The organism is Streptomyces sp. NPDC002156 (assembly GCF_053593675.1).
Window position 1 is genome coordinate 14025 of the sequence record NZ_JBSFDA010000067.1, and the last position, 23623, is coordinate 37647.

The window sequence follows — 23623 nt, forward strand, 5'->3', positions numbered from 1 at the left end:
TCGCTCAGCCCGCTGCAGGAGTGTTGCCGAGGCCGTCGTCGCCCGTGTGCGGCGTCTCTCCGCCGCCCGCGAGGAACCGCTCGATCCGCTCGTCGTCCTCGCGGGCCTCTTTGCCGGTGATGTGCAGAGTCGCGCCGTCGGGCCGCCTGACGGTGATCGTCCGCTGGGGTACGCGGGCCAGCCAGATCTGCACCCCGGCGGCGACCAGCGAACCCGAGCTGATCACCAGCCCGATGGTGTCGGCGGACAGCCCGCCCTTCTCCGTCGCGCCGGCCGCTGTGCCGTGCCGGGGAACGTCGAGGGCAGCCCCGGGGTCAGCGTCGGCGATCCCGGCGAGCAGCTCGCGCGCTTCCTTGCGCGCACGCAGCGGGTCCTCATCGACGATGGAGATCCGGTACCTGGTCCGGTCCTCGGGCGTGGTGGTCACAGCGCTTCCCCTTGGTCTGCCATGCACTGACGGAGGCATGAGCGGCTGACGTTAGTCGGCGGGTCTGACACCGGGCGCCCGAGTTTCCGAAAACCCGTCAGGTGTTGGCCTGAAAACGCAGATTCGCGGCGTTCCACGTTGTTGGTGCAGCACGGCTCCGCCTGAAGCTCGTCGCAGTACGAGCGCGACCGCCGCCGCAGGCTCTGGCGTTCGTACCGACGGCACGACCGATGCGCTTCGGGCTTCGTGCGCCCTCGGTCGGTGACTGCCGGAGCGCCGGTGGGCACGCAGCTTTCGTCCGACGGGATTCTGGGTATGGCCCGTGACGCACGGTGCTGCGCCCGGGGGGACGGGGAGGGGGCGGGGATGAAGCCGTTGACAGACGGGGACCCGGCCATGGTCGGGGGGTTCGTGCTGAGGGCCCGTCTCGGTGCGGGTGGTATGGGCCAGGTGTTCCTGGGCCACTCGCCGGCCGGACGGGCCGTGGCGGTGAAGATCGTTCACCCGCACTACGCGCAGGATCCGGAGTTCAGACGCCGGTTCCGGCAAGAGGTCACGGTCGCACGGGCGGTGAGCGGTGCCTTCACCGCACCCGTGGTGGCAGCGGGCCCGGATGACGACCCGCCCTGGCTGGCGACCGTCTACGTGCCGGGGCCGAACCTGGCCGAGGCTGTCGCGGCGGGTGGCCCGCTGCCAGAGGCATCGTTGTGGCCGCTGTTGGGGGGGTTGGTAGAGGCGTTACAGGCGATCCACGCGGTGCACATCGTCCACCGGGACCTGAAGCCCGCGAACGTGCTGCTCGCCCAGGACGGCCCGCGGGTCATCGACTTCGGTATCGCCCGGGCGGTCGACCAGACCGCGCTGACCGGCACCGGAAAGGTGATCGGCACGTTCGGCTTCATGTCGCCGGAGCAGGTCCAGGGTGGGACGGTGGAGCCGCCCAGCGACGTGTTCGCGCTCGGAGCGGTGATCGCCTTCGCTTCCACCGGCACCGGGCCGTTCGGCGAAGGCGGTGCCGCAGCCCTGATGCACCGCGTCATCAGCGCCGAACCCCAACTGGACTCTGTACCGCGGCCGTTGCGTGACCTGGTCGCCGACTGCCTGCGTAAGGACCCTGACCAGCGGCCCACCCTCCCGGGGCTCGCCGGAGCGATCGCAAACCAGTGGGCTCCTCCGGACCACTTTCCGGGGCCGCTTTGGCCTGCCGAGGTGACCCGGCTGATCCGAAGTCGAAAGGAGCCCGCACCGGGGATACCCGCTGCAATGGTGCAGCCGAACGGGGCGGTCACACACCCCCCGACCGTACCTGTCACCGCCGCCCCCCAACCAGGCCTCACCATCGCGGAATTGGCTCGACGCCACCAGGAGGCCCTGCAGTTGGGAGCCACCGCAGACTTTGCCGAGTCAGCACGGCTCATGGCCGGCGTGGCCGCCGACCGCGCCCAGGTGCTGGGACCAGAACACCCCCACACACTGGAAAGCCGCCACTTTCACGCTTTTGGCGTTTGGGCGGCCGGCGATCGCGCTCAGGCAGGGGCCCTGATGGCCGGTGTGGCCGCCGGCCGCGCCCGGGTGCTGGGACCGGACCACCCCGACACGCTACTCAGTAGCCACATCCACGCGCACGGCGTCTTTGAGGCCGGCGATGTTGCTCAGGCAGTGGGGCTGATGGGCGGTGTGGCCGCCGGCCGCGCCCGCGTGCTGGGACCGGAACACCCCAGCACGCTGCTCAGCCGCCACTTGCACGCCTGCTTCGTCGGGGTGGCCGGCGATGTTGCTCAGGCAGCGGGGCTGATGGCAGGTGTAGCCGCTGGCCGCGCCCGGGTGCTGGGGCCCGGCAACCCCGATACGCTGCTCAGCCGCTACGAGCACGCCTGCTTCGTCGGGGCCTCCGGCGATCGCCCTCAGGCAGCGTGGCTGATGGCCGGTGTGGTCGGCGACAGGGCCCGGGTGCTGGGACCGGACCACCATGACACGTTGCTCAGCCGCTTCGCTCATGCCTGTTTCGTCGGGGAAACCGGTGATCCCGCCCAGGCAGCCTGGCTCTTGGGGGGCGTGGCCGGCGACAGGGCCCGGGTGCAGGGACCGGACCACCCCGAGACACTGGAAAGTCGACACTGGCACGCCTATTACGTCATGAAGGCCGGTGATCTTGCTCAGGCAGCGTGGCTGATGGCCGGTGTGGCCGGGGACAGGGCCCGGGTGTTGGGACCGGACCACCCCGACACACTGCAAAGCTGCCATTGGTACGCCCACTGCGCTCAGGCTGCTCGCTGATCCGGGCAGGCCAATTGGATCAACACGACGACACCTCGCTGTCAAGGCGGTGTCCGACCTTGCTTTTCCTCCGGACCGGCTTGCCGGCGTTGCAGGCGTGTCGGCTTTGGAGGCTGACGGTTCATCATCTCTGCGGTTGCCGTGTCATGAGGTACGCAGCGGGGGAGGGGGCGGAGCGCTGGGTGCCTCAGCGCAGCCACAGCTCCGCCCATACGGTTTTGCCGGGGCCGTTCACGCGCGGCGCGACCGCCCAACGCGACGCCAGACACGCCACGATGAGCAGACCTCGCCCCGACTCCTCGTCCCCGGGCGGCTCCTGGGCGGTGAGCAGCGGTACGCGTTCGGTGCGGGTGTCGGTGACCTCGACACGCAGGGTGCGCGGGTTGCCGCCGGTCTCGGACAGCCGTACGTGGAAGTCCCGCCCGGCGACATGCCCGTGGCGTACGGCGTTCGCGGCCAGCTCCGAAGTGAGCAGCGCCAGCGTCTCGTTGACGTCACCGGTGTACGGATGGCCCCAGGAGTCCAGCCGGTGCGAGACGAGACGACGGGCGAGGCGCGCGCCGCGTGCGGACGAGGTGAAGCGCATCGCGAACTCGCGGACCGGGCACGGTGCGGTCCCCTGGGAGGGGGAAGTTTCGTTGTTCATGTGTCCACGCTGACGTGCCGGTTTTACCGTGACGAGATACGACGTGCACACAGGAGGTCGCTGTACGTGGTGAGTCGGTGGGTGTAGGCGGGGCGGAGCGTGACGGTCGACGCGGGGCCGCGTTGGCCGGGGAGGTGGTGCGGGACATGAGCGAGTTGGCTGGATCGGCCGAGGAGGAGTCCGGCGCGGAGGAGGAGCGGGAGCCGGGGGCGGGCTCCGGCATTCTGCGTGTCTTCGGGCGCCAGTTGAAGAGGTTCCGGGTCCGGGCGGGGCTGGAGCGGGCCGAGTTCGGGGCGATGGTGGGCTATTCGGCGTCGACGATCGCGGCGTTCGAGCAGGGGCGCCGGGTGGCGCCGCCGAAGTTCATCGACCGGGCGGATGAGGTGCTGGACGCGGGTGGGGTCCTCCGGGAGATGAAGGAGGAGGTTGCGCGGGCGCAGTTTCCGGCGTTCTTCCGGGATGCGGCCAGGTTGGAGGCGGAGGCGATTGCGCTTCACGTGTACGCGATGTACGCCATCCCGGGCCTGTTGCAGACCGAGGACTACGCCCGAGCGGTGTTTGCCGTCCGCCGCCCGCTGCTTGACGAGGACCGGATCGAGCAAGGGCTGAGTGCACGCCTGGCGAGGCAGGAGATCTATGCGCGCACGCCCGCGCCGCTGATGAGCTTCGTCCTGGAAGAGTCCGTGCTCCAGAGGCCCATCGGGGGTAAGGAAGTTCTGCGGGGCCAGTTGGAGCAGGTACTGCTCATTGGCCATAAGCGGAACGTTGAGATCCAGGTCATGCCGGTCAGCCGCGAGGACCATGGCGCACTGGGTGGCCCGTTCACCTTGATCGATGCACCCGAAGGGCGGAGGATCGCCTATGCAGAGGTGCAAGGCGACAGCCGCCTCTACTCGGGGCAGCCGAAGGTCCGGGAGCTTGAGGCCCGTTACGGGATTCTCCGAGCACAGGCCCTCACGCCGACCGAGTCACTGGCATACGTAGAGAAGTTGCTGGGAGAGACATGAACTTCGAGCCCGAACTGGCCTGGTTCAAGAGCAGTTACAGCACGGGCGATGGAGGCGAGTGCGTCGAGGTCGCCGTCTGCCCTCACGTCGTCCACGTGCGCGACTCCAAGGACATAGTCCGCCGTGGCCTTGCGGTCGATGAGTCGGCCTGGACCGCGTTCGTCGGCTTCGCCGTCCGGTAGGGCGTTGGGTCTGCCCCTGGCAAGGTGTCAGGGGCAGACCTGTGTCCGGCAGGACCCGCCGACTACGCCTGTACGGCGTCGCGGACGGGCGGAGTCCAGCGCCCGGCGGCGATCTCCGCGTCCAGGCGGGCCTGGAAGTGCGCGTGGGCGGCCCTCATCTCGGTCTCTCGGTCGGCCTTGTAGAAGGGGGCCTGGTAGCCCTCCGGGGGAGGGGTGTGCTCTGGGTCCTCCAGGTGGGCGAGGAGATCGAGGTAGTCCTGCTTGGTCTGGCCGTGGCCGTACGTGTTGAAGTCGCCCGCGATCTTGCGGCCGTTGACGTCGAAGTAGGTCGCCGACTCGTAGTCGTACAGCTGCGGGTAGCGGGACTTGAAGATTGCGGCGAGCTGGTCGGCGGTGATGCCGAGCCAGACGGCGACGAGGGCGTCGAGTTCTACGAGGGCGGCGCGGCGCTCGTGCTCGGTGCGGAGGGGGGTGCCGTACTCCCAGGTTGGCTTGAGGCCGGCGGCGAGGGGTTTCAGGTGGCGCCAGTCAGGGTTGGCCCAGTCTTCGTAGCCTGCCCAGCGGGGGTCGAACAGCTCTGTCCAGAGGGGGGTGTAGTGGGTGGTGAGGGCGTTTAGGCGGAGAGTGCGGAGGAGGAGCGCTGGGGCAAGCGGGTGCTTGGGGTCGGGGGCGGGCATCTGGTGTGCCTCAGCTACCTGCAGATGGGAGCGGCTAGTGATGCGCAACAGGTAGTCGAGAGGAAGCGCTGCCCAGAAGCCCGCGTTGAGTGCAGTCAATCGATTGCTCTTCAGGGCCATCGAGTGCACTGTGTGGACGTGCGCAGGGCCGGGCGGGAACAGGGCGGCCATCAGGCTGCGATATGTGTTGAAGGGGATCATGGCTCGCCAGGCCAGCCGGAAGTACGAGGTGGAGGGCTCTCCATTCCAGGAGTTCTGGGCGGTCTGGTACGTCGCGCTATCGGTCGCCCTCACGTAGTTGGTCACTGGTACGTACGCCTCAGGCAGTTCCGTGGGCGCAACAGGTTCCCAGTCCCGGTGATTTCGGCAAGGGGTTCTCGGCTCTTTTGAGAAGGGATGGGCTACCGAGATGTGCGGCCCTTGCAGGATGACATCCGCCTGCTCGGGAACGGTCTGGTTGCCCCAACGGATCAGTCCGTCTTTCTTGGCACCGGCTTCGTCGTATCCCCTCGTGATCATCGGTCGGTAGTCGGCAAGGATGCTGTGATAGGCGGCGAGTGCTTCGATGGCCGCCTCCTCTCCGCGTAGGAGGGGGTAGAGCAAGGGCGCCTCAGTGGCTGGACCTGCCGAGCCCGTCAGAGTCTGCCAGCTGGTCAGCAGCGCCGTGTTCACGTGTACCACGCGCTCTAGATGCGGCCGTACATCCCACGTGTCGCCGTACCTGATGCCGGGCACTGTCCCTTGTCCGTCGTGGGCCAGCGATTCGGGCAGCACCTCCGCAGCGCGTAGTTCGCTGGCGTGCAGGAAATCGGGCTCGCGCGAAGAGCCATAGATGTGCGTACCGAACTCTTGCGTACGTCCGAGATCTTCAAATGCCCAGTTGGCCGAGTTGACGAAATGTCCGTGCACGCGCAGATGACGGTATGCGGCCGCACGAAGTGCGCCTTCGCGGGCTCCGCCAAAGTGCGTGTCAGGGTGAATCAAACCTGCGCTCCCGCGAGGTGTCATGTGCCGCCACACCTGCGACATGAAGGCTCGGTAGAGGTCACCCTGTGTTCCCGCGAGCAGCGGATAGACGCCAGAGCTGCCCAGCACAGCGACGGATCCCTCGTGTGTGGCCAACTCGCGCAGGAAGTAGGCCTGATTGTCATCGGAGGCATCCAGAACCTCATTCCGCCGCAGACGCCACTCCGCCGTGCTGGGCCGCTCCTCCAACACGAACCACGGCTCCAACTCCGCGAGGACCAGGTCCTCCTGCCACCTCGGCCGAACCCAAGGCGGATTCCCCACCTGCAAATCAAACCCACCCCGCGCAAAAACCTGCGCGAACTCCAACTCCCAGTGGAAGAATCCCTGAGCCTTAGCCACATCCTTCGCCGCGCCTGCCCACAGGAACTGGTTCTCCAGCCGATGGAACCGCTCCATGCCCATCCACTCGGGCAACTCGTCCTCATACACCGACAGGTCGTCCAACGTCTCGAACGTCGACACCAGCGACTCACTCGGCACATCCTGCGTACCCAGCAACGCCTCGGCGAAGTCGAGCCAGTCGTCCAGCCCCGCCAGCGGAATGACCTCCCGGCGCTGTCCCTTGAGCCGCTCCTCTCGGCGCCCGGTGCGGCGGCGCGAGACCGAATCGCGCGTCAGCGTCATCTGCTTGGGCTCGGCCTCGAAGCCGGGAAGCGCATCCACATCCCAGGCCATCAGAACCCCGGAACCCTCCTCACCAGCCGCGCCAGCTTCCTCCGCCGCCTCGAACTCCGCCGCCCGCTCCGCCAACGCCTCGGCCCGCGCGTACAGTTCATCCGTACCGTCCAGCAGCGAAGCGCTCTGGACAGGCCAGAACCACAGCGCGCACCACGTGTCCATGAGCGTCTTTAGCCGCCAGTACGGCGTGTCCTCGGCCTGGAGGTCGGCCAGTACCTCGTCTCGCTGCACCACGACTTCCGGCCGCCGCAGCCAGTCGCCCTCCGCGCCCCACACCCGGATGTGCCGCGAGATGTCCCGCTCCGACAGCTCCAACCGCCGTACGACGAGCCCCCACAGGTACTCGGCCCGCCGGGCCAGCCCCTGAAGTCGGGCCGTCTGCCTGGCCGTTGGTGACTTGGTGATCGCCTTCCGCCACGCACCCAGCGCCTTGGCCGCCTCTGGCGCGAGAGCCCGCGCCTCCTTCTCGGCGGCGACCGCGCCCCACTCCTTCGCCGGAAGCAGGAAGTGGTGCACCGAACCCTCGGGCAGCGCCGCACCCCCCACCGCGTCCGCCAACGCGAACCGCTCCGGAGTCGTCCCCAGCCAGCCGCCCTTCTTCAGACGATCAGCCGCGTACACCTCCCGCCGCCCGCCGATCAGCGAGTTGCCGCGCCGCAGGTGCAGGCCGAACCAGGGGGCCTCCATGCCGGGGTGCATCGTGTTGAGCCACAGTGACACCTCGGCCAGCTCCACGGCCGTCTCGTTGAGGTCGACGCCGTACGAGTTGTGCAGGGCGATGTACGCCTTGGCCTTCTGCAGCTCGACGGCGTACTGCTCGGTGTCGATCGACCGGCCCAACTCACTCTGCCTACGCCGCAGATACTCGGCCGAGACCTGGTTGATCGCCTCGTTGAGGAACGCGCCCGAGCCGAGCGCGGGCTCGCAGATCCGCCAGTTCAGCAGGTCCTTCGCCTCGGTCTCCTCGGTGAGCAGCTGCTGGAGGGCCAGCTGCACGGTGACCTTCGTCAGCGACTCCGGCGTGTAGTACGAGGCGGAGGTCTGCCGGTCGCGGCCGGAGAGGCGGTACACGAACGAACCTGGGGCGTACCGCACCCGGACGTCCTCGCCTGTGTGCCTGTCTCTGCGTGGTACGAACACCGGGTCGTCGTAGTCGCCGATCTTCGACTTGGGGACCAGCCAGGAGCCGTCCTTCGGGTCACCGCCCTTGGCGACCTCGTAAAGCTCCTCGCCCGCGATGAAGCCGCCGTAGGACATCAGGCCTTCATACACCGCGCCGAGCTGGTTGATGCCCAGCTGGGCGTACGAGATGAAGCCGCCGCGTTCGCCCCGTTTCCCCTGGGTGATCATCAGGCTGTGCAGCACCTGGTGGAGCGTGGCGTTGCGTAGTCGGGTGTCCAGGTGGTGGACGGACTCGCCCCGGGCCAAGGCCTCGTCGGAGTCGTGGCGGGGGTCGAGGAGGCTGTCGGCGCCGATCAGCCGAATGGCGTCGCGTTCGAACAGCTTGCTGTGCAGCGGCTCGAAGCGCAGGCCGACGTCCTCGCTGGCCTTCGCGTCGAGGTCGACCTCGGTCGCGTCCACGCCGTGGGTTCGGCGCGGGCGGTAGCCGTTTTGGACCTTGCCGAATAGTAGGTCCAGGGACTCGTAGAGGTAGAAGCCGTTGCGGGCGCTGTCGCTGATCGGCTCCCGGTCGGCGATCAGCTCGGCGAGCCGGCCGAGTCCGTACCCCTGCTGGTACTCGGGATAGTCAGCAGGCAGGATGCCCAGCTCGGGGCGGGCCTCCGCGTAGAGGAGAAACAGGATCCGGTAGAGGTAGCGCAGCGACTCGCGCGTCAATTGGCGGCCCAATTCCGGGAGTTCGCCGATGTCCTCGGGGCGTAGACCCTGCGCGCGCAGCCGGTCCAGGACTTCGTTAGCGATCAGCTCGACGCTCTTGCGCAGGCCGTCGCGAAGATCGCGGGAGACCCCCACCGCGTGCTTGGTCGACTCGCTGACAAGCTTGGACAGCGGGTTCTCGCCGCCCTCCTCCGGCATACGCAGCGAGTCCGCGCCGAACAACGCGGCCACCGTGTCGAGTTCGCCGCCCGCCCTGGTGTCGTTGCGCTGGAGCGCCGTGTCGAGGGAGACGGCGAGGTAGCGGCCCTCGCCCCACACCGCGCGGTCGGCGAGGACGATCACACCGCCGCCGAGCAGCAGCACGTACCGGGGCGGCCGGTCGCCGTCGACCTCCTCGCAGGCGAACAGGAACGAGGCCAGCTTGGATCCGGTCTCGACGGGCGTCGGGCCGTCCAGCGGCACCGAGTCCAGCAGGCGTCCCCGGCCCTTCGGGTCGAGCGCCGCGTCCGGTTCGGCGGCCCAGCCGCAGTCCACCGCGACGAGGCCCTTCTCGGCGTGCGCGACCGGGATCTCGTACGTCTGCCCCGCGCGCTCGACCGTGAGCGTGCGCGGCTTCGCGTCGTAGCCGAGGGCGCGCAGTACCTCGGCGTTGAGGGCCTGTACCCGCTCCCGCCACTGCGGGGCGTGATACGTCAGAGTGTCGTCGTCGGTGTCGCGTACGGCGGGGATGCCGTCCTCGTCCTCGGGGAGGGCGAAGAAGGACCGGGCCCGGAAGTAGTCGCGGCGCAGGGCCCGCAGTCCGGCGCGGGGGGTCACCGGCAGTTCGTCGCCGCCGGGTGCCGCCGTGGCGAGCACGTCGGCCTCCGACGCGGCGGCACCTTCGGAGGGCGGCTTGGCTGCCTCCTCGCGTTCCTTCCACGCCTGCAACAGGCCCGACTTGAGGTCCTTCGGCAGTACCTCGGCCAGATAGTGGGCCGAGAAGTAGTCGCCGCGGTTGACCAGGGAGTCGTACGTCATGACAGGGCTTCTCTCAGAACCGGAACGGGGACGCGGCCGGGGCGGTGAGGGACACGAGCGGCGGGCCGTCGTCGCCGTCCTTGCGGTCCGGGTCCGGCACCAGAACCGCGAGGACCCGCAGCAGCGGCCGGCCCGTCGTCAGCAGGGAGTCGGCGAGATCGGCGAGGCGCTCCTTCGTGCGCTCCCCTGCGAGGGTGGGCTGCTGCCAGGTGCCGAGCCGCCGCTTGTACTGCTCGATGGGTTCGCGCAGCGGTTCGTCCCACGCGTCGCGGTGAGCGTTGAGGAACGCCTCGGCCGTGTCCAGCACCCGGGGGAGAGTCGCGCGCAGCGGCGCGGGATCGCGGTAGCGGAGCTTGTTCGCCATGGTGGGGCCGACTCCGCAGCGGCGCAGCAGCGACACCATGTCGTCGTCGACCAGCCCTTCCTTGCCTGCCTGCCGCCAGGTGACGCCCATCCATTTCACGACCGTGGGCCTGCCCAGCTTGTTCGAGTAGACGCCCTGGACGAGATAGACGGGCTCCGCCACGTTCGCCGTGATCATCGGGGCTTCCTGGCGGCCCATCCCGACGAGGACCTTGTCGGTGAGCCACTCGACGACCGGGTGCAGGTCCGTCAGCAGGGAGATCTCCGGCCAGCTCGACGTGGACGACTCCCGGGCACGCTGCAGCGAGTGCTCGGCGAGGCGGCGGTTGAACGTCACGAGCAGACGCTCGCGCAGCCGCTGTTCGCGCAGGTAGTCCATGGGGAGCGCCTTGAGACGATGGATGAGTTCCGTCGGCGGGCGGAACGAGAGCAGCCCCGACTGCTGGTCGCGGTCCAGGTCCAGCCGCTCGCGGGCGTCGGGGTACACCTCGCGCAGCGCGTCGTCCAGGAAGTGCGCGGTCGAGTCGAAGAGCCGGGGGAGTACGGGGCTCGCGGCGGCCCGGCCGCCCGACGACTCCGTACCGGCAGCGGAGCCGTCGGCTGCTGTGGGTTCCACCGGTGGCGCTTCCTCACCCACCGGGCCGAAGAAGTCAGCGAGGAAGTCCTCCAGGCCCGCGTCCTCGTCGTCCTCGTCGGAGCGGCGGGCGTCCAGGGACTCGTCCACGGTCCGGCCGTGCAGCAGGTCCTGGATGAGGGACTTCTCCTCCGCCTCCGCCCGGTACAGGCCGGTCACCGCCTCCGCCGTGCCGAGGGAGCGGTGGGCCTGGTCCTCACGTTCCAGCAGCCGCTCGGCGACCACGGTGTCGTCCTTGGCGCCCTCGACGTCGCTGGTCAGGATCAGCGCGCGGAACTCCGGGGGGCTGGCCTGCCCGTACCGGTCGATACGGCCGTTGCGCTGCTCGATCCGGATCAGCGACCACGGCACGTCGTAGTGCACCAACTGATGGCACTGCCGGTGCAGGTTGACGCCCTCGGAGGCCACATCACCGGTCACCAGGACCCGTACGGGCGTGTCGGCCAGGCCGAACTCCTCGACACAGGCCATCTGTTGCTCGTCGGAGAGACCACCGTGCATGACCCGGACGCAGTCACGGGCGGCCCGGCCCTTGAAGCCCAGCGCCGCGGGCAGCACCTCGGCCAGCCACTCCAGGGTCTGCACACGCTCGGAGAACACCACGACCCGTTCGTCGGAACCGGGTCCGACACCGATCTCCTCGCGGAGCTGACGCACGAGGGCGGCGAACTTCGCCGAATCCGCCTCGGTCAGGTCGGCGGCCAGTTCCGACAGCCGGTGGAGGGCGGCCAGTTCGGCCGCGGTGCCCTGCGGGTCGTCCTTCTTCTCCAGGGTCTTGATGCGCGCGGAGACCGTGGCCCGCAGCGCCGCGTGGGACGACAGGAACGACTTCAGCAGCGTGTACGGGAAGAGGGGCACCGAGCTCACCGAAGTGTCCCCGTCGCGGGGGAACCAGACGGCCGCCAGTTCCTCGAAGATCTTCTCCTCGGCGGGGGTGGCCGGGCAGTGCACGGAGCGGGAGGGGCCGCGGTCCGCCCACTGGCCCTTCATCTGCTCGCGGACCTCGGGGCTGATCTTCGTACGGCGGATGAAGAGATGCTCGATGTCGGCCGCGCGGTAGTTCTCCGGGTCTCGGATCGCCACCGGGTCGAGGAGGCCGATCAGCTCGGCGAAGGATTTCGCGTCGCCGTTGTGCGGGGTCGCCGACGCCAGGATCAGGGCGTCGGTGCGGGGGGCGAGGGTACGCGCGAGCTGGTTGCGCAGGGAGCCGCGGTTGATCAGGTTGTGCGACTCGTCGATGACGACCGCGTCCCAGCGGATCTGCTCCAGATGGTGCCGGTACTGGTCGGTGTTCTTCAGGGTGTCGATGGAGACGATGACCCGCTTGAACGAGGTGAAGGGGTTGCGGCCGGCCGGGATCTCCCGCTGGATCCGTTCGATGCCGACCGAGTCCAGTCGCACCAGCGGGATCGCGAACCGCGTCCACAGCTCGTGCTGGAACTGCTCCAGCACATGCTGCGGGGTGACGACCAGGATGCGCTCGCCCCGGCCGCGACGGATCAGTTCGGCCAGCGTCAGACCGATCTCCAGGGTCTTGCCGAGGCCCACCACATCCGCGATCAGCAGCCGTGGGCGGAGGTTGGCACCGGACAGGGCCAGCTCGGCGGGGCGCCGCTGGTACGGCAGCGGGTCCATCAGGAACGAGTCGGCCAGGGCGAGCCGACGCTCCGACTGGGGCAGCGCGGTGCGGCGGAGCACGGCTTCGAGGAACAGCCGGGAGCGGCGGTAGTTCGGGGAGTCGTCCATGACCAGGGCGGTCGCACGCGGGTCCAGCAGTTCGATGCGGTCCAGACCGGAGAGGAACACGGCCTCCTGATCGCGGACGAACTCCGACACCCCGACGACCTCGATCCGGGTACCGTCCTCGGTCGTCGGCATCGAGCTTCTGACCAGCCACACCTCGTCCCGCACGAGCACCTGGGCACCGGCCGGGTACTGGTCGTGCTCCTGCTCCTGGCCGGTCGTGGCGCCGCTCTGCTCCGCACTGGTCTGGACGGCGGTCACCCGTGGCCTCCTGAGGCGGTTCGGTCGTACATGCGCGGGCCCTCCTTCAGGGCCCGCCCATTATCGCGGGTCGGAGGGGCGTACGGGCCAGGAGGGGCGGGTCAGAAAGGGCTATTGGCCGCGTATGCCTCGCGCAGCCGCTGGGCGGTGATTCTGGCCTGTGCGGAATGCCGCAGCGAGCGGCGTGGGGCGCTGCTGCCGCCGCCGGTGCCCGTACCGCCTCGTGGCGCCGGACGGGCCGAGGGCCGACTGCGGTCCGGCTTCACCGCTGCCTCATCCGTCGTGGTGCCGGCCGGTGGCGGCGTGGGGGTGTCGATGCGCGCGAACAGCAGGCGCGGATCCGTCGGCCGGGGCACCGGAGCCGGTGGCATCGGCGGGGTGTGCGGCGGCTCGGGCTCTTGACGGTCGGGCCGGAACCCGCCCGGCTCCTGCTGGGCCGCTTCGGGCGCGAGCATCTCTGGCTCTGACTCTCCTTGGCCGGGCGGAACGTCGGCCGCCCCGGCACGTGCCCGAGCCGTCGATCCCGGCGTGGCAGGGCGGTCCACGGCGAGCAGGTCGTCGAGCACATGGGCCGGAGCGGCCGTGAAGTTCGTGAGCCTGCGCCGCGCTTGGGCGACCTTGAGCCCTCGCGCCTCGATCAGCGCCCGGCACCGCCGTATGACGTCGTCGAGCGCGGGCCGGTCCTGGGGACGGTGGGCCAGCATGGCCGTCAGCAGAGGCACCAGCTCCTCGGGCGCTCCCGAGAGGTCGGGTGCGATCGAGGCGTCGACGACCTGGTGGAACAGGAGGTGGATGTTGTCGGCCCGGTAGGGGGCGTGCCCCGTGGAGGCGAACAGCAGCACGGCGCCCAGTGCGTACACATCGACCGCGGGGGTCAGCGGCTTCTCGCCGTTCGCCTGCTCGGGCGGCATGCAGGAGGGTGTGCCGACGACCGTGTTGGCCGCGGTCAGCGACACGCTGGACTCCGCGAACACCGCGAGCCCGAAGTCGATCACCTTCGGTCCGTTGGGGCCGAGGAGCACATTGGCCGGCTTCAGATCACGGTGCAGCAGCCCCTGCTTGTGCACCGTCGCCAGCGCCTCCGCGAGCGTCGCACCCAGCGAGGCGGTGAGCAGCGCGTCCAGCGGGCCGTGACTGGCCACATGCCTGCTGAGGTCCAGCCCTTCGACGTACTCGGTCGCCAGCCACGGCGGGTCCGCCTCCGGGTCGGCGTCCAGGAGGGCGGCGATCCGAGCTCCCCAGATCGTCTTGAGGATCTCCACCTCCTGCGCGAACCTCAGCCGGGTCTCGGAGTCCACGATGGACGGCTTGATCACCTTCACGGCGGCCGGTTCCCCGCCCGGCGACTCCCCCAGATACACCTGGCCCATACCGCCCTGCCCGATCCGCCCGAGCAACTCGTATCCACCCAGCTCGGAGGGATCGTCGGGGCTGAGGGGCGCGATGTGCACGTGGGGCCTCACAATCAGGGCGAGCAGGAGGGGCGGGCGTCCAGCGTCACGCTAGACCACCCCTCGCGGGGACAGGATGTGTGGGTTTCGAACGGTGGACGCCTGCCGAGTCACTCTTCGTCGGCTGTCCCGGCGTCCGGCTCAGTGATCGGGGGAGGAGTGGGCGGAGCCTGCGTCGGCTCGGGGCGTCGGCCGACGGGCCGGTACCCCCTCTTCTCGTTCGGGTCGAACAGAGGTCGTGTTTCAGTCACCGGTTGTGTCTCCGTTTTCGCCGTCGGGGGCCGGTCCAGTCGCTGGAGACACTTCGACGAAGTCGAGAACCTCCACGTCATCCATCCGAATATAGATCCCGCCGGAGTGCTCCTGCGGGTGTTCGAAGAGCCCGGACTCGGACAGGGTCCAGGCGGTCTGCAGATACAGGTCCGCGGGTTCCGGGTAACTCGACGTGTAGGACTCCTCACCGTAGTACCCGCCTATCAAGCGGCCGCTCTTCAGCCGCGCACGCACCAGGCAGTGGCCACGACTCTGGAAGATCTTGTCCCACGCGGTGGGGGTCGGATCGTAGGTCGATCGGATGCGCCTTGAGCGCAGCCAGGAGGGCAGCCATGCGGCGACGGCCGGCACAACAATCAACAGTGCCGCTGCTGTCAGGGCCGTGAGGCGTGGATTCTCCGCCGCGCCGGTCAGCCAGCCCCGGCGACGGTCGTAGACGAGACGCACCAACCACGGGCCTGCGAGCAGGACGTAGAGGGTGTCGAGAGCGATACCGGCAGTCACCGCTCGGAGAATGCGCTCGCCCAGGTCTTTGTGGCCGGGAACGAGGCCACGAGCGCGCTCGCGGACGAACTGGTAGGTCGCGCCGGGGAGTACGAGGAGAAGGACGATGACGACTTGGGTGACTGTCGTCGGTGCGTGCGGCATCGCTGTGCGTCCTTCCGAACGGCGGGTGCGGGAGCTATGCGACTCGGAAGCCCCATGTCCCGTAATCTCACGGTGAGTTGGCTGTGTGCCACAGACATACTGCCGTGGCACTTGCGTATTGTTGGGGGAGCGAGCTGGGGGCGGCTGATGCGAGACAACCTGTCGTGGATGCGTTCCGTCTGGGTCGATGGTCTCGCGGCTCGGGTCTGTCGCGAACTCAGGCCCGACACATGCCGTTCCGGCATGTTCCCCACATGGGTCGAGGATGACCCGCTGGCGCTCGCTGCCTTGCTGGCCCGAATCGCTTTCGATGACATAAGGGGCAGATCTCCGCAGGTCATCTGTGACCATCTTCGAGCGGCCGGCCTTGTCGACTCCAGGGTGCCCAGTCCCGTAGTCGCCGAGAACCTCGTCATGCCTGTGCTGCGCAGAGTTCGTAAGAAAGGGGTTCCCTGGGAACGGTGGTGGGACGTTACCGGACTGCACGTGTTGCTCTTCGAACTGTGGGCTGAACGGCGCCTGTCGACTCAATCCACGGAGACGGTCCGGGAGGAAATGACGAGCGTCTGGCGCGTCCCGGGCCACCTGGTTGAGACCTTCCTCCGCGATGCTGCAGATCCCTACGCTTCGTTGCCGCCGGACCTCCTCCACGAATCTGCTACCGGCAGAGCGCGTGCGTGTCTGCAAGCCCTCGTCGTAGGCGGATGGATCAAGATCACCTGTAGTGAGGACGTCCTGCGCGCCAGGTCGGAGCTGGCTGACAGACCTGATCTGGCGGAGATCACCAAGCGCCTGCACCGCCGTTTCGATCTGGAGAACGGGGTGGATCGCATCAGGAACCCATCACCGGAACCGTTGGCGGGGCTTCGTGACGATCTCGACGTATGGGACGCGCAGATGGGCCGACTGGTGTCCCGCCTGACGGCGTACGAGCGCACATTGATGAAACCGATGACAGAGGATGATCGGTACGCGGAAGAGTGTCTTGTAGCGGGCAAGGGGCTGCACCAAGTCCGACTACTGGTGGACGATGCTCTGTTGTGGGAATCGCAGACCCGCGCTCTGAACTCTTCGGTTCCGGACTGGATGGTCGAGGAAATCGTCACAGCTGGAGCACGTTTCTTTCATGTGCAGACGGGCCCTCACCCCGTCTGGTTGGCCACCGCCGAGACGGACACGCATCTTGCCGCCATGCAGGCGTTGATGGAGCCGGGTGCCCGGTACGGCTTCAACATCGATGAGTACCGCAACGGCTTGAAGCTCTGGCTGGTTCTTCCCGTGCCTCTGGGCGATCCTGAACCTCCGCTTCAAGTCCCGTACACCTATGGCTTGTCCTGGGTGGAACACGCTTGGGAGCTCCTGCATCTCGCAACCGTCGGATACATCCGCCTCAGCGTTGTCCGGATCGTCGGCGATGGCGAACTCAAGGCAGCGGGAAGTATTTGGCTCGAACTGCCGGAGGAGGTGCGCACCCGCAGCAAGGAGGCCGCCATCAAGGCACTCCGAGAGCTGGTCGGAGATGATACGCAGACGATAAAGCAACGGATAGCCACCGAAGGTCAAGACCAAGCCCCAGAGGTTGCCTTCCGAAGCTGTGAGAACGCCAAGGGCGAGGACATTCATGAAGAGCTCGCCCTTGTTTCCGACGTCCCTGAGCACCGGCGTTTCATGGGTGCCGTACGCGATCTCGCCCATGCACGTGCTCGGCATGCCTCACGTCTGCTGAACCAGGAGATCGCGCATGAGACGAGCGCGGAGTTGAAGTCCGCTGCCGAAGACCGGCAGCGGATGCTGGAACTCTTCCGGGCAGCCGATGGCCGCGGGAATGCCAAGACTGCGCTGCTGGACGAACGAACGGTGTTCATACACCTGATCAACCAGCATGGAAGGCTTCAGCTCGCAGCGTCCTGGACTCGCGCGGGCCGCCCACACTTCGACCTGGTCACCTGCGAGGAACTGCCCCTCGGGTATCTCGCGGCTGCGGTGGAGGAATGGAGAGGACACTCACCGGATCATCCTGGTAACACGTGGCATGACGACATGGAACGGCTCGTCAGCGAGTGTGGCGAGCCGGCGCGAGCCATCGTCGAGATGACCGCATCTTCTGGGTGCGATCGGTTGATACTCAGTCCCACGGCTCCGCTGGAACTGTTGCCTCTTCACGCGGCTCCGCTCGACAGCGAGCGGACAATGACATTGAGCGATGCGTTCGAGCACATCACGTATGCGCCCACCGCCCGTCTGGTGTCCGCCATTCAGAGGTCCCCGCGACGTGTCGCGGGGGTCGAGGTGCTGGTGGTCGCGCACGGTGGCGGCCACCTTCCCGATGTCACCTCGATCGGCGGGCCGCTCTACGAAGCAGAGTTGATCGCCAGCCTTCAGGGCGGCACGGAGGTGCTCCTGCGAGAGGAAGCGACCCCGGACCAAGCCCTGCACGCGATGTCCGGTGCACGAATCGTCCACGTGGCATCACACGGCCTTCCCCATCCGGATCGTTGGGCCGCCGGACTTGCGCTGCACGGCAGTTCACTGGGGGAGGCCACACTGACAGCAAGCAGGATCCTCGCCGATGGCGACTTCTCCAGCGTCGACCTGGTCGTCCTGAACGCTTGCCGAACGGGCGCCCACGAAGGCACCGGACGAACTGTGCAGACCCTGCGCAGCCTTGAGTCCGCGTTCCTGGCTCGCGGCGCAAGGGCAGTCATCTCCACGCTGTGGGAGATCACTGATCTGCTGGGCGTCGTCTTCTCCGCCGTGCTCCACGCCTACCTCGGCTCCGGCACGGGCACCCGCACCGCGTACGCCGACACGATTCGATATCTGCGTGCGCATCAGTGGCGAGTGCCCTCTCAGCAAGGGCCCTTGCTCTCCGCCGAGTCGGCCATCGACTCGGTGCTTCCGGAGTGGCGTGGGTACATGGATCAACTGGGCGCTGAGAACCCGCTGTTCTGGGCCGCTTTCAAGATGACTGGAGCTGTGTGAGCCATGCTCCTAGCCCAGGTCACGTCGGCGCTCGGCCAGGCACCTCTCCCACAGCCCGTACGCACGGCGTGCCTCGCTCAGCGACTCGGTGGCGAACCGCCTGTCGATGAAGCCCGCCGCGGCCACTCGTTCCACCACGGTCACCAGGTGCGAGGCCGTACGCGCGATCCGATCCGCGTGCACGAGTTTCAGTTGAGGCCGCAACTGCTCTTCCCGGCCGGCCACCGCGAGGAGGTCCTTGTAGTCGTCGGGTTCCGCGTAGGCGGAGGGGAGCCTGGGGAGGTCGGCGGCGGTGAGGTGGGCGACGCCGGCGGGCGTGAACGTGTCCCGGTCCTCCTTGTCCAATACGCGGTTCAGCAGCCGACGGGTTTCGTCGGTGCCTCGCACCCTGGCAGCGATGGCCGCCAGTTCGTCCAACTCGGCGGGGATGTCCGCCGCGGACTCCGTGGCGAGATGTGCGCGCAGACGGTCCGCGATGCTCCTGCCGGACTCCGAGGCCTTGTCGATCACGGCATCGCATGCGTCGAGTTCGGCGAACGCCCGCTCAGCTGCCCGTACCGAGGCCCGAACCATCTCGGCCGGGCCACCCTCGAAGCGGCCCACCGCGTGTACGAGCTCCGACACCGACACGCCAAGTGCCGTGGGTACAGCCTCCGCCTGCGATTGCCTCGGCCCCGTTGTCGTTCCGCTTCCCACCGTTCCCCCTCATGTCTGCTCCCCTTGGGAACAGATCATGGGCGCAGCACGCTTCGGAGGCCAATCCGGCTTCAATATCCGGCCGGAAACGCACCTGTGACTGTGCCTGAGGGCGGCTTGTTCCTGTCCCTGACCTGAGCGACTGAGGAGACCGATGACCGACGAGTACCCGGAGTTCCTGCTGAACCTGCCGCACGGTGGGCCGGTGGCGCGAGGACGGTTGCTCGGGGAGAAGGGAACCAACGGCAGCCAGAAGATGGTGGTCCTGGCAGGCTCGCCGGCCCGGCCCGAGGTCGTACCCTCCTTCCCCGTCCGGATGCCGTCCTCCCACCGGCTGCGGGAACAACTGAGGGAAGAGGGCACGATCAAGGAGACGACCACCTGGCCCGGCTGGCTGGAGGTTGTCAGCGACGTCGAGTGCAACTCACCGTCGGCTGCGGCTGAGATCCTCCTCGGCCGCAGCGCCAACGGCTGGCTGGAATGGAAGACCGCTGACGGTCGGCCCCTTGCTGATTTCCTGGAACAGGCCTCGGCAGGCCCCAGCCGCGCCTGGCTGGTCCGTGACCCCGAGATCGACGGCCTTGGTCCGGCGGCCGACCAGATGTGGCGTTCCAGGGACCGCGTGACGCTCGGCGCGGACCGGTTGAGGCCGGGAGTGGCCCCGGGCGTCAGCAAGGAGCGACTGCGCGCCATTGTGGACGAGGACTACGAGTCGGCGGTCGCCTACAGCCAGAGGGCACGACTCGTCGAAGAATTCCACGCGTTTCTCTCCCGGATGCGACCGGGAGACACCGTTTGCCTGTTCTCCGGTGGAGAATTGTACGTCGGTGAGATCACCGGGAACGCCGAGCAGGTGGTTTCGGAGGACGGACGGAGCATTCTGCGCCGCCCGGTGGAGTGGGCAAGAGAAGGCTACCCGTACGACAAGCTCCCGGAGGAACTGCAGCAGAGGCTGCACAGTGGTCACGATCTGGTCGATCTGACGGCGGTCAAGAGCCTTCTCGACGGGCTCTGGTCGTCAGAAGCGGAATTGAGGAAGGTGGCGGAGGAAGCCTCGGGTGCATCCGGAATGGCGATTCAGGCCGTCATTGCTCATCGTGAACTTGAATTCCCTCAACCCGAAGAAGAACTGCGCAAGAAGCTCAACGTCCATGAACTCGAATGGCTGAGCGAGGTATGCGACCTGCTCTGGGACGAACGTCAGCTGATCTTCTACGGACCTCCCGGAACGGGCAAGACGTACCTCGCGCAGGAACTCGCCGAATTCCTCGGCGGCGGCCCGGAGCAGGTCAAGCTGGTTCAGTTCCACCCCAGTTACGCGTACGAGGACTTCTTCGAGGGGTTCCGGCCCCGGGAGGACCCGGACACTCACGAGGTCGCGTTCCGGCTGACTCCCGGTCCGCTGCGGGAGCTGGCCGACGTCGCCGGTCGAGAAGGCAATCGGCACGTCCCGTACTTCCTGATCATCGACGAGATCAATCGTGCCAATCTGGCCAAGGTCTTCGGCGAGTTGTACTTCCTGCTGGAGTACCGCAAGAAGGCGGTCCGACTCACCTACTCGGACGAGGACTTCGCCCTGCCCCGAAACCTGTTCATCATCGGCACGATGAACACCGCCGACCGGTCCATCGCACTGGTGGACGCTGCGATGCGCAGGCGTTTCGCCTTCGTCGAGCTCTCCCCGAGGGTAGAGCCGACCAGCGGGCTGCTGGAACGCTGGCTGGAAGGCGAGAAGAAGGACACCGAGCCGGCCGACCTGCTCGATGCCCTCAACGCCCGTATCGACGATGTCGACTTCCGGGTCGGGCCGTCCTACCTGATGAAACCCGGCGTCTACCGTGAGGGCGGACTCGAACGCACCTGGCGGACGAAAATCCTGCCGCTGCTGGAAGAGCACCACTACGGGGAAGGCGTGGACATCGAGAAGCGGTACGGGCTGGAAGCGCTACGGGCGTCCCTGGTCGTACGCAAGGCAGCGGCGGACGAAGACGAAGAAGGCCGCGGCACGCAGTGACTGAGATTCACCTCGTCGAGCACGCACCGGCGACAGTTGTATCCCTACCGGACGCAGTGGGGCGGGCCCTTGCCGTATCGAGGATCGTGGACGCTGTGCCCGATCCGTACGAGCCGGGACTGTGGCGGCTGCGGGCGGGAAGCAAGGTGGGCGCGGTGGTACTCGACGTCCCGGGACGCGATGCCGTCACCTTGAGGATCACGCCCAAAGTACCCATCGAGCGCCTGTTCTTCCTCCTCGGCTACAGCCTCGACCCGTCCGGCTGGCGGGAGGGAACGGTCGACGTCGCGGGTCATGACGGACTGCTGCCTGCCTTCGCACACGCGGTGGAGCGGCAGACGGACCGGGCCGTACGGCAGGGGCTTCTGCAGGGCTATCGGCTCACGGAAGCCACGGCGTTCGTCGTACGAGGCCGGATCCGCGAAGCGGAGCAGATCCGGCGTCGATTCGGTGCCCCTCTACCGCTGGAGATCGCGTACGACGAGTTCACGACGGACATTGCCGAGAACCGCATACTGCGTACTGCAGTTGAACGGCTGCTACGCCTGCCCGGCGTGCCCCGAGGCACACGCGCGCGCCTGATGCATCAGCGGGCCAGGCTCTCGGATGTTGCCCCACTCGTGCGCGGACAGGCGGTCCCGGCATGGCAGCCGAACCGACTCAACGCCCGCTATCACGTCGCCCTCCGTCTGGCAGGCCTCGTGTTGGACGGAACGTCGACCGAGCATCTGCCAGGCGGCCTGCGCATGAACGGCTTCCTTTTCGACATGAACAGGGTCTTCGAGGATTTCGTCTGCGTCGCTCTTCGTGAGGCCCTGTCCCGGTATGGCGGGCGCGGCACTCTCCAAGCCGGGAACGTCTACCTTGATGAGGACGACGTCATCCGGATGCGACCGGACTTCGTCTGGTACGGGGAGTCGGGACTTCCGTTGGCTGTGGCCGACGCGAAATACAAGGCGGGAAAACCGCGAGGCTACCCCGATGCCGACCTGTACCAGATGCTGGCGTACTGCACCTCCCTTGGGCTGAAGGACGGTCACCTGGTGTATGCGAAGGGAAACGCGCCACACTTCGGCCATATGGTCCGGCGTTCCGGAATCGTGCTGCACCAGCACGCCCTCGATCTTGGCCAAGCCCCATCGGAACTTCTCGGATCGGTAAGTGCATTGGCCGCACGCATGATGCGGACCTGACCGCACTCGCCCATGAGGAGTTAGACAAGCCGTCTTTGTGTCCGGCCCAGGAGGAGCCAGCCACCCAGGAGTGAATCACTCCGGACATATCCTGTTGCAAAGGCCATCGTCGTTGGAGGGCCACTCACAGCAGGCGTGGTGAGCGGAGCGCTCGACCTTGTCGCGATCGAGAAACTCCGTGATGATTCGGCCGTCCTCAATGCGCGTGACCCCTACTTGCTTGCTGAAGTCGATCTTCAGTATTTCGAGCTCCAGCCTTCTGCAAGTCACCGCATACCTGGCAGCGGCCTCAGGGTATTTGGCGAAGAGCTTATCGAACCGGAAACAATCCCAGAGGTCAGAGCCCTCCTCTAACTGCCGGACAGGTCACGTCTCTGCTCCGCGGTAAACGCCTCGTCCGCCTGTGCCTGGCGTTGGTCCACGAGGTCGGCGAAACGGGCGACTGTGGCACGCTCGGTCGGCGTGAGATCGTCAACTGTTGCTTCAATGGCAGCACGGACGCCATCGCCCATTTCATGCGCAGAACGGAACTCGACCTCGACGGCCCCAACTGTCTCGACGTATCCGAGTTCGACGAGACGCCGAACAGAGTCACGGGTTTCGTCCTCCGGCATACCGAGTTCAGAGATCAGCCAATCGAGATCGCCGTATGGCGCGCAGACGTCCAACAGCCACCGGCAGCGCAGGTATACGCCGAGATCGGTTGCAGAAAGACGACCGTCGGTGATGGGGGCGTGGGGGACGACAATCACGTACGGCCCGACACCATCACTACGAAGTCTCACCGGTTCGGGGGTGGGCATGCCTGCTCCTCCTTTGGGCGGTATCCCCTTGAGCCTAGAGGGAGGCGGTCGTGCTCATCACGACGTACGAGTCGTCCCCGACCTCAATTCGCCAGCTTTGCCGGAGCCGCGTCCGGGCAATTCCGGCCAACACGGGGACGCAATAGGCGAGATGGCCCGCAGAGTGCGGGAGCATGTGCGTCATGAACACCGCATGGACTCTCCTGGGGGCCGCCGTTACCGCTGTGGTGACAACCGTTGCGACTGGTCTGCTCGTCATGCCCCGGCTGGATGCTCGCAAGAAGCGCATCAGTGAGGCCCATGCATCCCGGGATACCTTCGGCACCCAGCTGCTGACCATCTTGTCGGCCTGCACTCTTCTGCAGCAGACTCCGGAAGACGACCCGGGCTGGACGCCGGTGTTGAGGGAGCGCCTCAAGGGTGAGAGGGAGCGGTGGCTGCAACAGCTCGACGACGCATCTCGCTGGATGATCGACCACGTCCTGACGTACGCGGGTAGCTGGCCCCTGCGCCGCCACATCGATTTTGCTGTCGCCTACGCATCGAGGGCCCGGATGGTGGTGCTGTCGGAGCGGGAGGAGGCCACCAAACTGGAGCTACTGGTCGCGCTGACCGCTCCGGTGCAGCGCCAGTTCTTTGCCTTCTGGTGGACTCGTGCGCGCTACTACATGGCGGACCAGCAGGCATTTGCCGCAACCGTGGCCCGTCTCGCCCCAGAGGAGCCCATCGCGCCGTAGTAGCCGCTACGGGCCCTGTGGTGCATGAGGCAAGCCGTGAGGTGGCGGC

General features: G+C 67.4%; 16 protein-coding genes. 8 read left to right on the forward strand and 8 right to left on the reverse strand.

Going from position 1 to position 23623, the window contains the following annotated elements; all coding sequences use genetic code 11:
• Positions 1-4 precede the first annotated feature (4 nt).
• Positions 5-427, reverse strand: a complete 423-nt coding sequence (locus ACWCRB_RS25570; protein ID WP_450998253.1) for an effector-associated constant component EACC1 — start codon at positions 425-427, stop codon at positions 5-7.
• A 366-nt stretch (positions 428-793) separates the two neighbouring features.
• Here ACWCRB_RS25570 and ACWCRB_RS25575 point away from each other — a divergent pair, with 366 nt between their 5' ends.
• Positions 794-2704 carry a protein kinase domain-containing protein gene (locus ACWCRB_RS25575; RefSeq protein WP_450998254.1) on the forward strand — a complete coding sequence of 637 codons (1911 nt, stop codon included), beginning with the start codon at positions 794-796 and terminating at the stop codon, positions 2702-2704.
• A gap of 187 nt (positions 2705-2891) precedes the next feature.
• Here ACWCRB_RS25575 and ACWCRB_RS25580 read toward each other — a convergent pair whose 3' ends face one another.
• Positions 2892-3350 carry an ATP-binding protein gene (locus ACWCRB_RS25580; RefSeq protein ID WP_450998255.1) on the reverse strand — a complete coding sequence of 153 codons (459 nt, stop codon included), beginning with the start codon at positions 3348-3350 and terminating at the stop codon, positions 2892-2894.
• Positions 3351-3496: 146 nt separating this feature from the next.
• Here ACWCRB_RS25580 and ACWCRB_RS25585 point away from each other — a divergent pair, with 146 nt between their 5' ends.
• On the forward strand, positions 3497-4357 hold the full coding sequence (locus ACWCRB_RS25585) for a helix-turn-helix domain-containing protein (protein ID WP_450998256.1): 861 nt from the start codon (positions 3497-3499) through the stop codon (positions 4355-4357).
• Positions 4354-4539, forward strand: coding sequence for a DUF397 domain-containing protein (locus tag ACWCRB_RS25590; RefSeq protein ID WP_450998257.1), 186 nt, complete (start codon positions 4354-4356; stop codon positions 4537-4539). The genes ACWCRB_RS25585 and ACWCRB_RS25590 overlap by 4 nt, the downstream gene beginning before the upstream one ends.
• A gap of 62 nt (positions 4540-4601) precedes the next feature.
• Here ACWCRB_RS25590 and ACWCRB_RS25595 read toward each other — a convergent pair whose 3' ends face one another.
• From ACWCRB_RS25595 to ACWCRB_RS25610, 4 genes are all read right to left on the reverse strand, one after another.
• Positions 4602-9776: an Eco57I restriction-modification methylase domain-containing protein gene (locus ACWCRB_RS25595; protein WP_450998258.1), complete on the reverse strand. Its 5175-nt coding sequence runs from the start codon at positions 9774-9776 to the stop codon at positions 4602-4604.
• Between the two features lie 13 nt (positions 9777-9789).
• Positions 9790-12777 (reverse strand): DEAD/DEAH box helicase, encoded by a 2988-nt coding sequence (locus ACWCRB_RS25600; protein WP_450998259.1) that lies wholly within the window; start codon positions 12775-12777, stop codon positions 9790-9792.
• A 101-nt stretch (positions 12778-12878) separates the two neighbouring features.
• The gene (locus tag ACWCRB_RS25605; protein ID WP_450998260.1) at positions 12879-14228 is read right to left on the reverse strand and encodes a serine/threonine-protein kinase; all 1350 of its coding nucleotides are present in this window, start codon (positions 14226-14228) and stop codon (positions 12879-12881) included.
• Between the two features lie 243 nt (positions 14229-14471).
• On the reverse strand, positions 14472-15149 hold the full coding sequence (locus ACWCRB_RS25610; RefSeq protein ID WP_450998261.1) for a DUF6338 family protein: 678 nt from the start codon (positions 15147-15149) through the stop codon (positions 14472-14474).
• A gap of 147 nt (positions 15150-15296) precedes the next feature.
• On the opposite strand from ACWCRB_RS25610, the gene ACWCRB_RS25615 reads away from it, so the two are divergent.
• Entirely contained in the window at positions 15297-18131 is a 2835-nt protein-coding gene (locus tag ACWCRB_RS25615; protein ID WP_450998262.1) for a CHAT domain-containing protein, read from the forward strand.
• Between the two features lie 9 nt (positions 18132-18140).
• Here ACWCRB_RS25615 and ACWCRB_RS25620 read toward each other — a convergent pair whose 3' ends face one another.
• Positions 18141-18761, reverse strand: coding sequence for a hypothetical protein (locus ACWCRB_RS25620; protein WP_450998263.1), 621 nt, complete (start codon positions 18759-18761; stop codon positions 18141-18143).
• Positions 18762-18981: 220 nt separating this feature from the next.
• Between ACWCRB_RS25620 and ACWCRB_RS25625 the strand changes: the two genes are divergently transcribed.
• The 3 genes from ACWCRB_RS25625 (at position 18982) to ACWCRB_RS25635 (ending at position 22388) form a co-directional block, all read left to right on the forward strand.
• Positions 18982-20841 carry a DUF4357 domain-containing protein gene (locus ACWCRB_RS25625; protein ID WP_450998264.1) on the forward strand — a complete coding sequence of 620 codons (1860 nt, stop codon included), beginning with the start codon at positions 18982-18984 and terminating at the stop codon, positions 20839-20841.
• Complete coding sequence (locus ACWCRB_RS25630) at positions 20838-22034, forward strand: McrC family protein (RefSeq protein ID WP_450998265.1); 1197 nt, start codon at positions 20838-20840, stop codon at positions 22032-22034. The genes ACWCRB_RS25625 and ACWCRB_RS25630 overlap by 4 nt, the downstream gene beginning before the upstream one ends.
• Positions 22035-22172: 138 nt before the next feature.
• On the forward strand, positions 22173-22388 hold the full coding sequence (locus ACWCRB_RS25635; RefSeq protein ID WP_450998266.1) for a hypothetical protein: 216 nt from the start codon (positions 22173-22175) through the stop codon (positions 22386-22388).
• Here ACWCRB_RS25635 and ACWCRB_RS25640 read toward each other — a convergent pair.
• Positions 22385-22837 (reverse strand): hypothetical protein, encoded by a 453-nt coding sequence (locus ACWCRB_RS25640; protein ID WP_450998267.1) that lies wholly within the window; start codon positions 22835-22837, stop codon positions 22385-22387. The genes ACWCRB_RS25635 and ACWCRB_RS25640 overlap by 4 nt on opposite strands.
• Before the next feature lie 182 nt (positions 22838-23019).
• Between ACWCRB_RS25640 and ACWCRB_RS25645 the strand changes: the two genes are divergently transcribed.
• The gene (locus ACWCRB_RS25645) at positions 23020-23574 is read left to right on the forward strand and encodes a hypothetical protein (protein ID WP_450998268.1); all 555 of its coding nucleotides are present in this window, start codon (positions 23020-23022) and stop codon (positions 23572-23574) included.
• Positions 23575-23623: the final 49 nt, after the last annotated feature.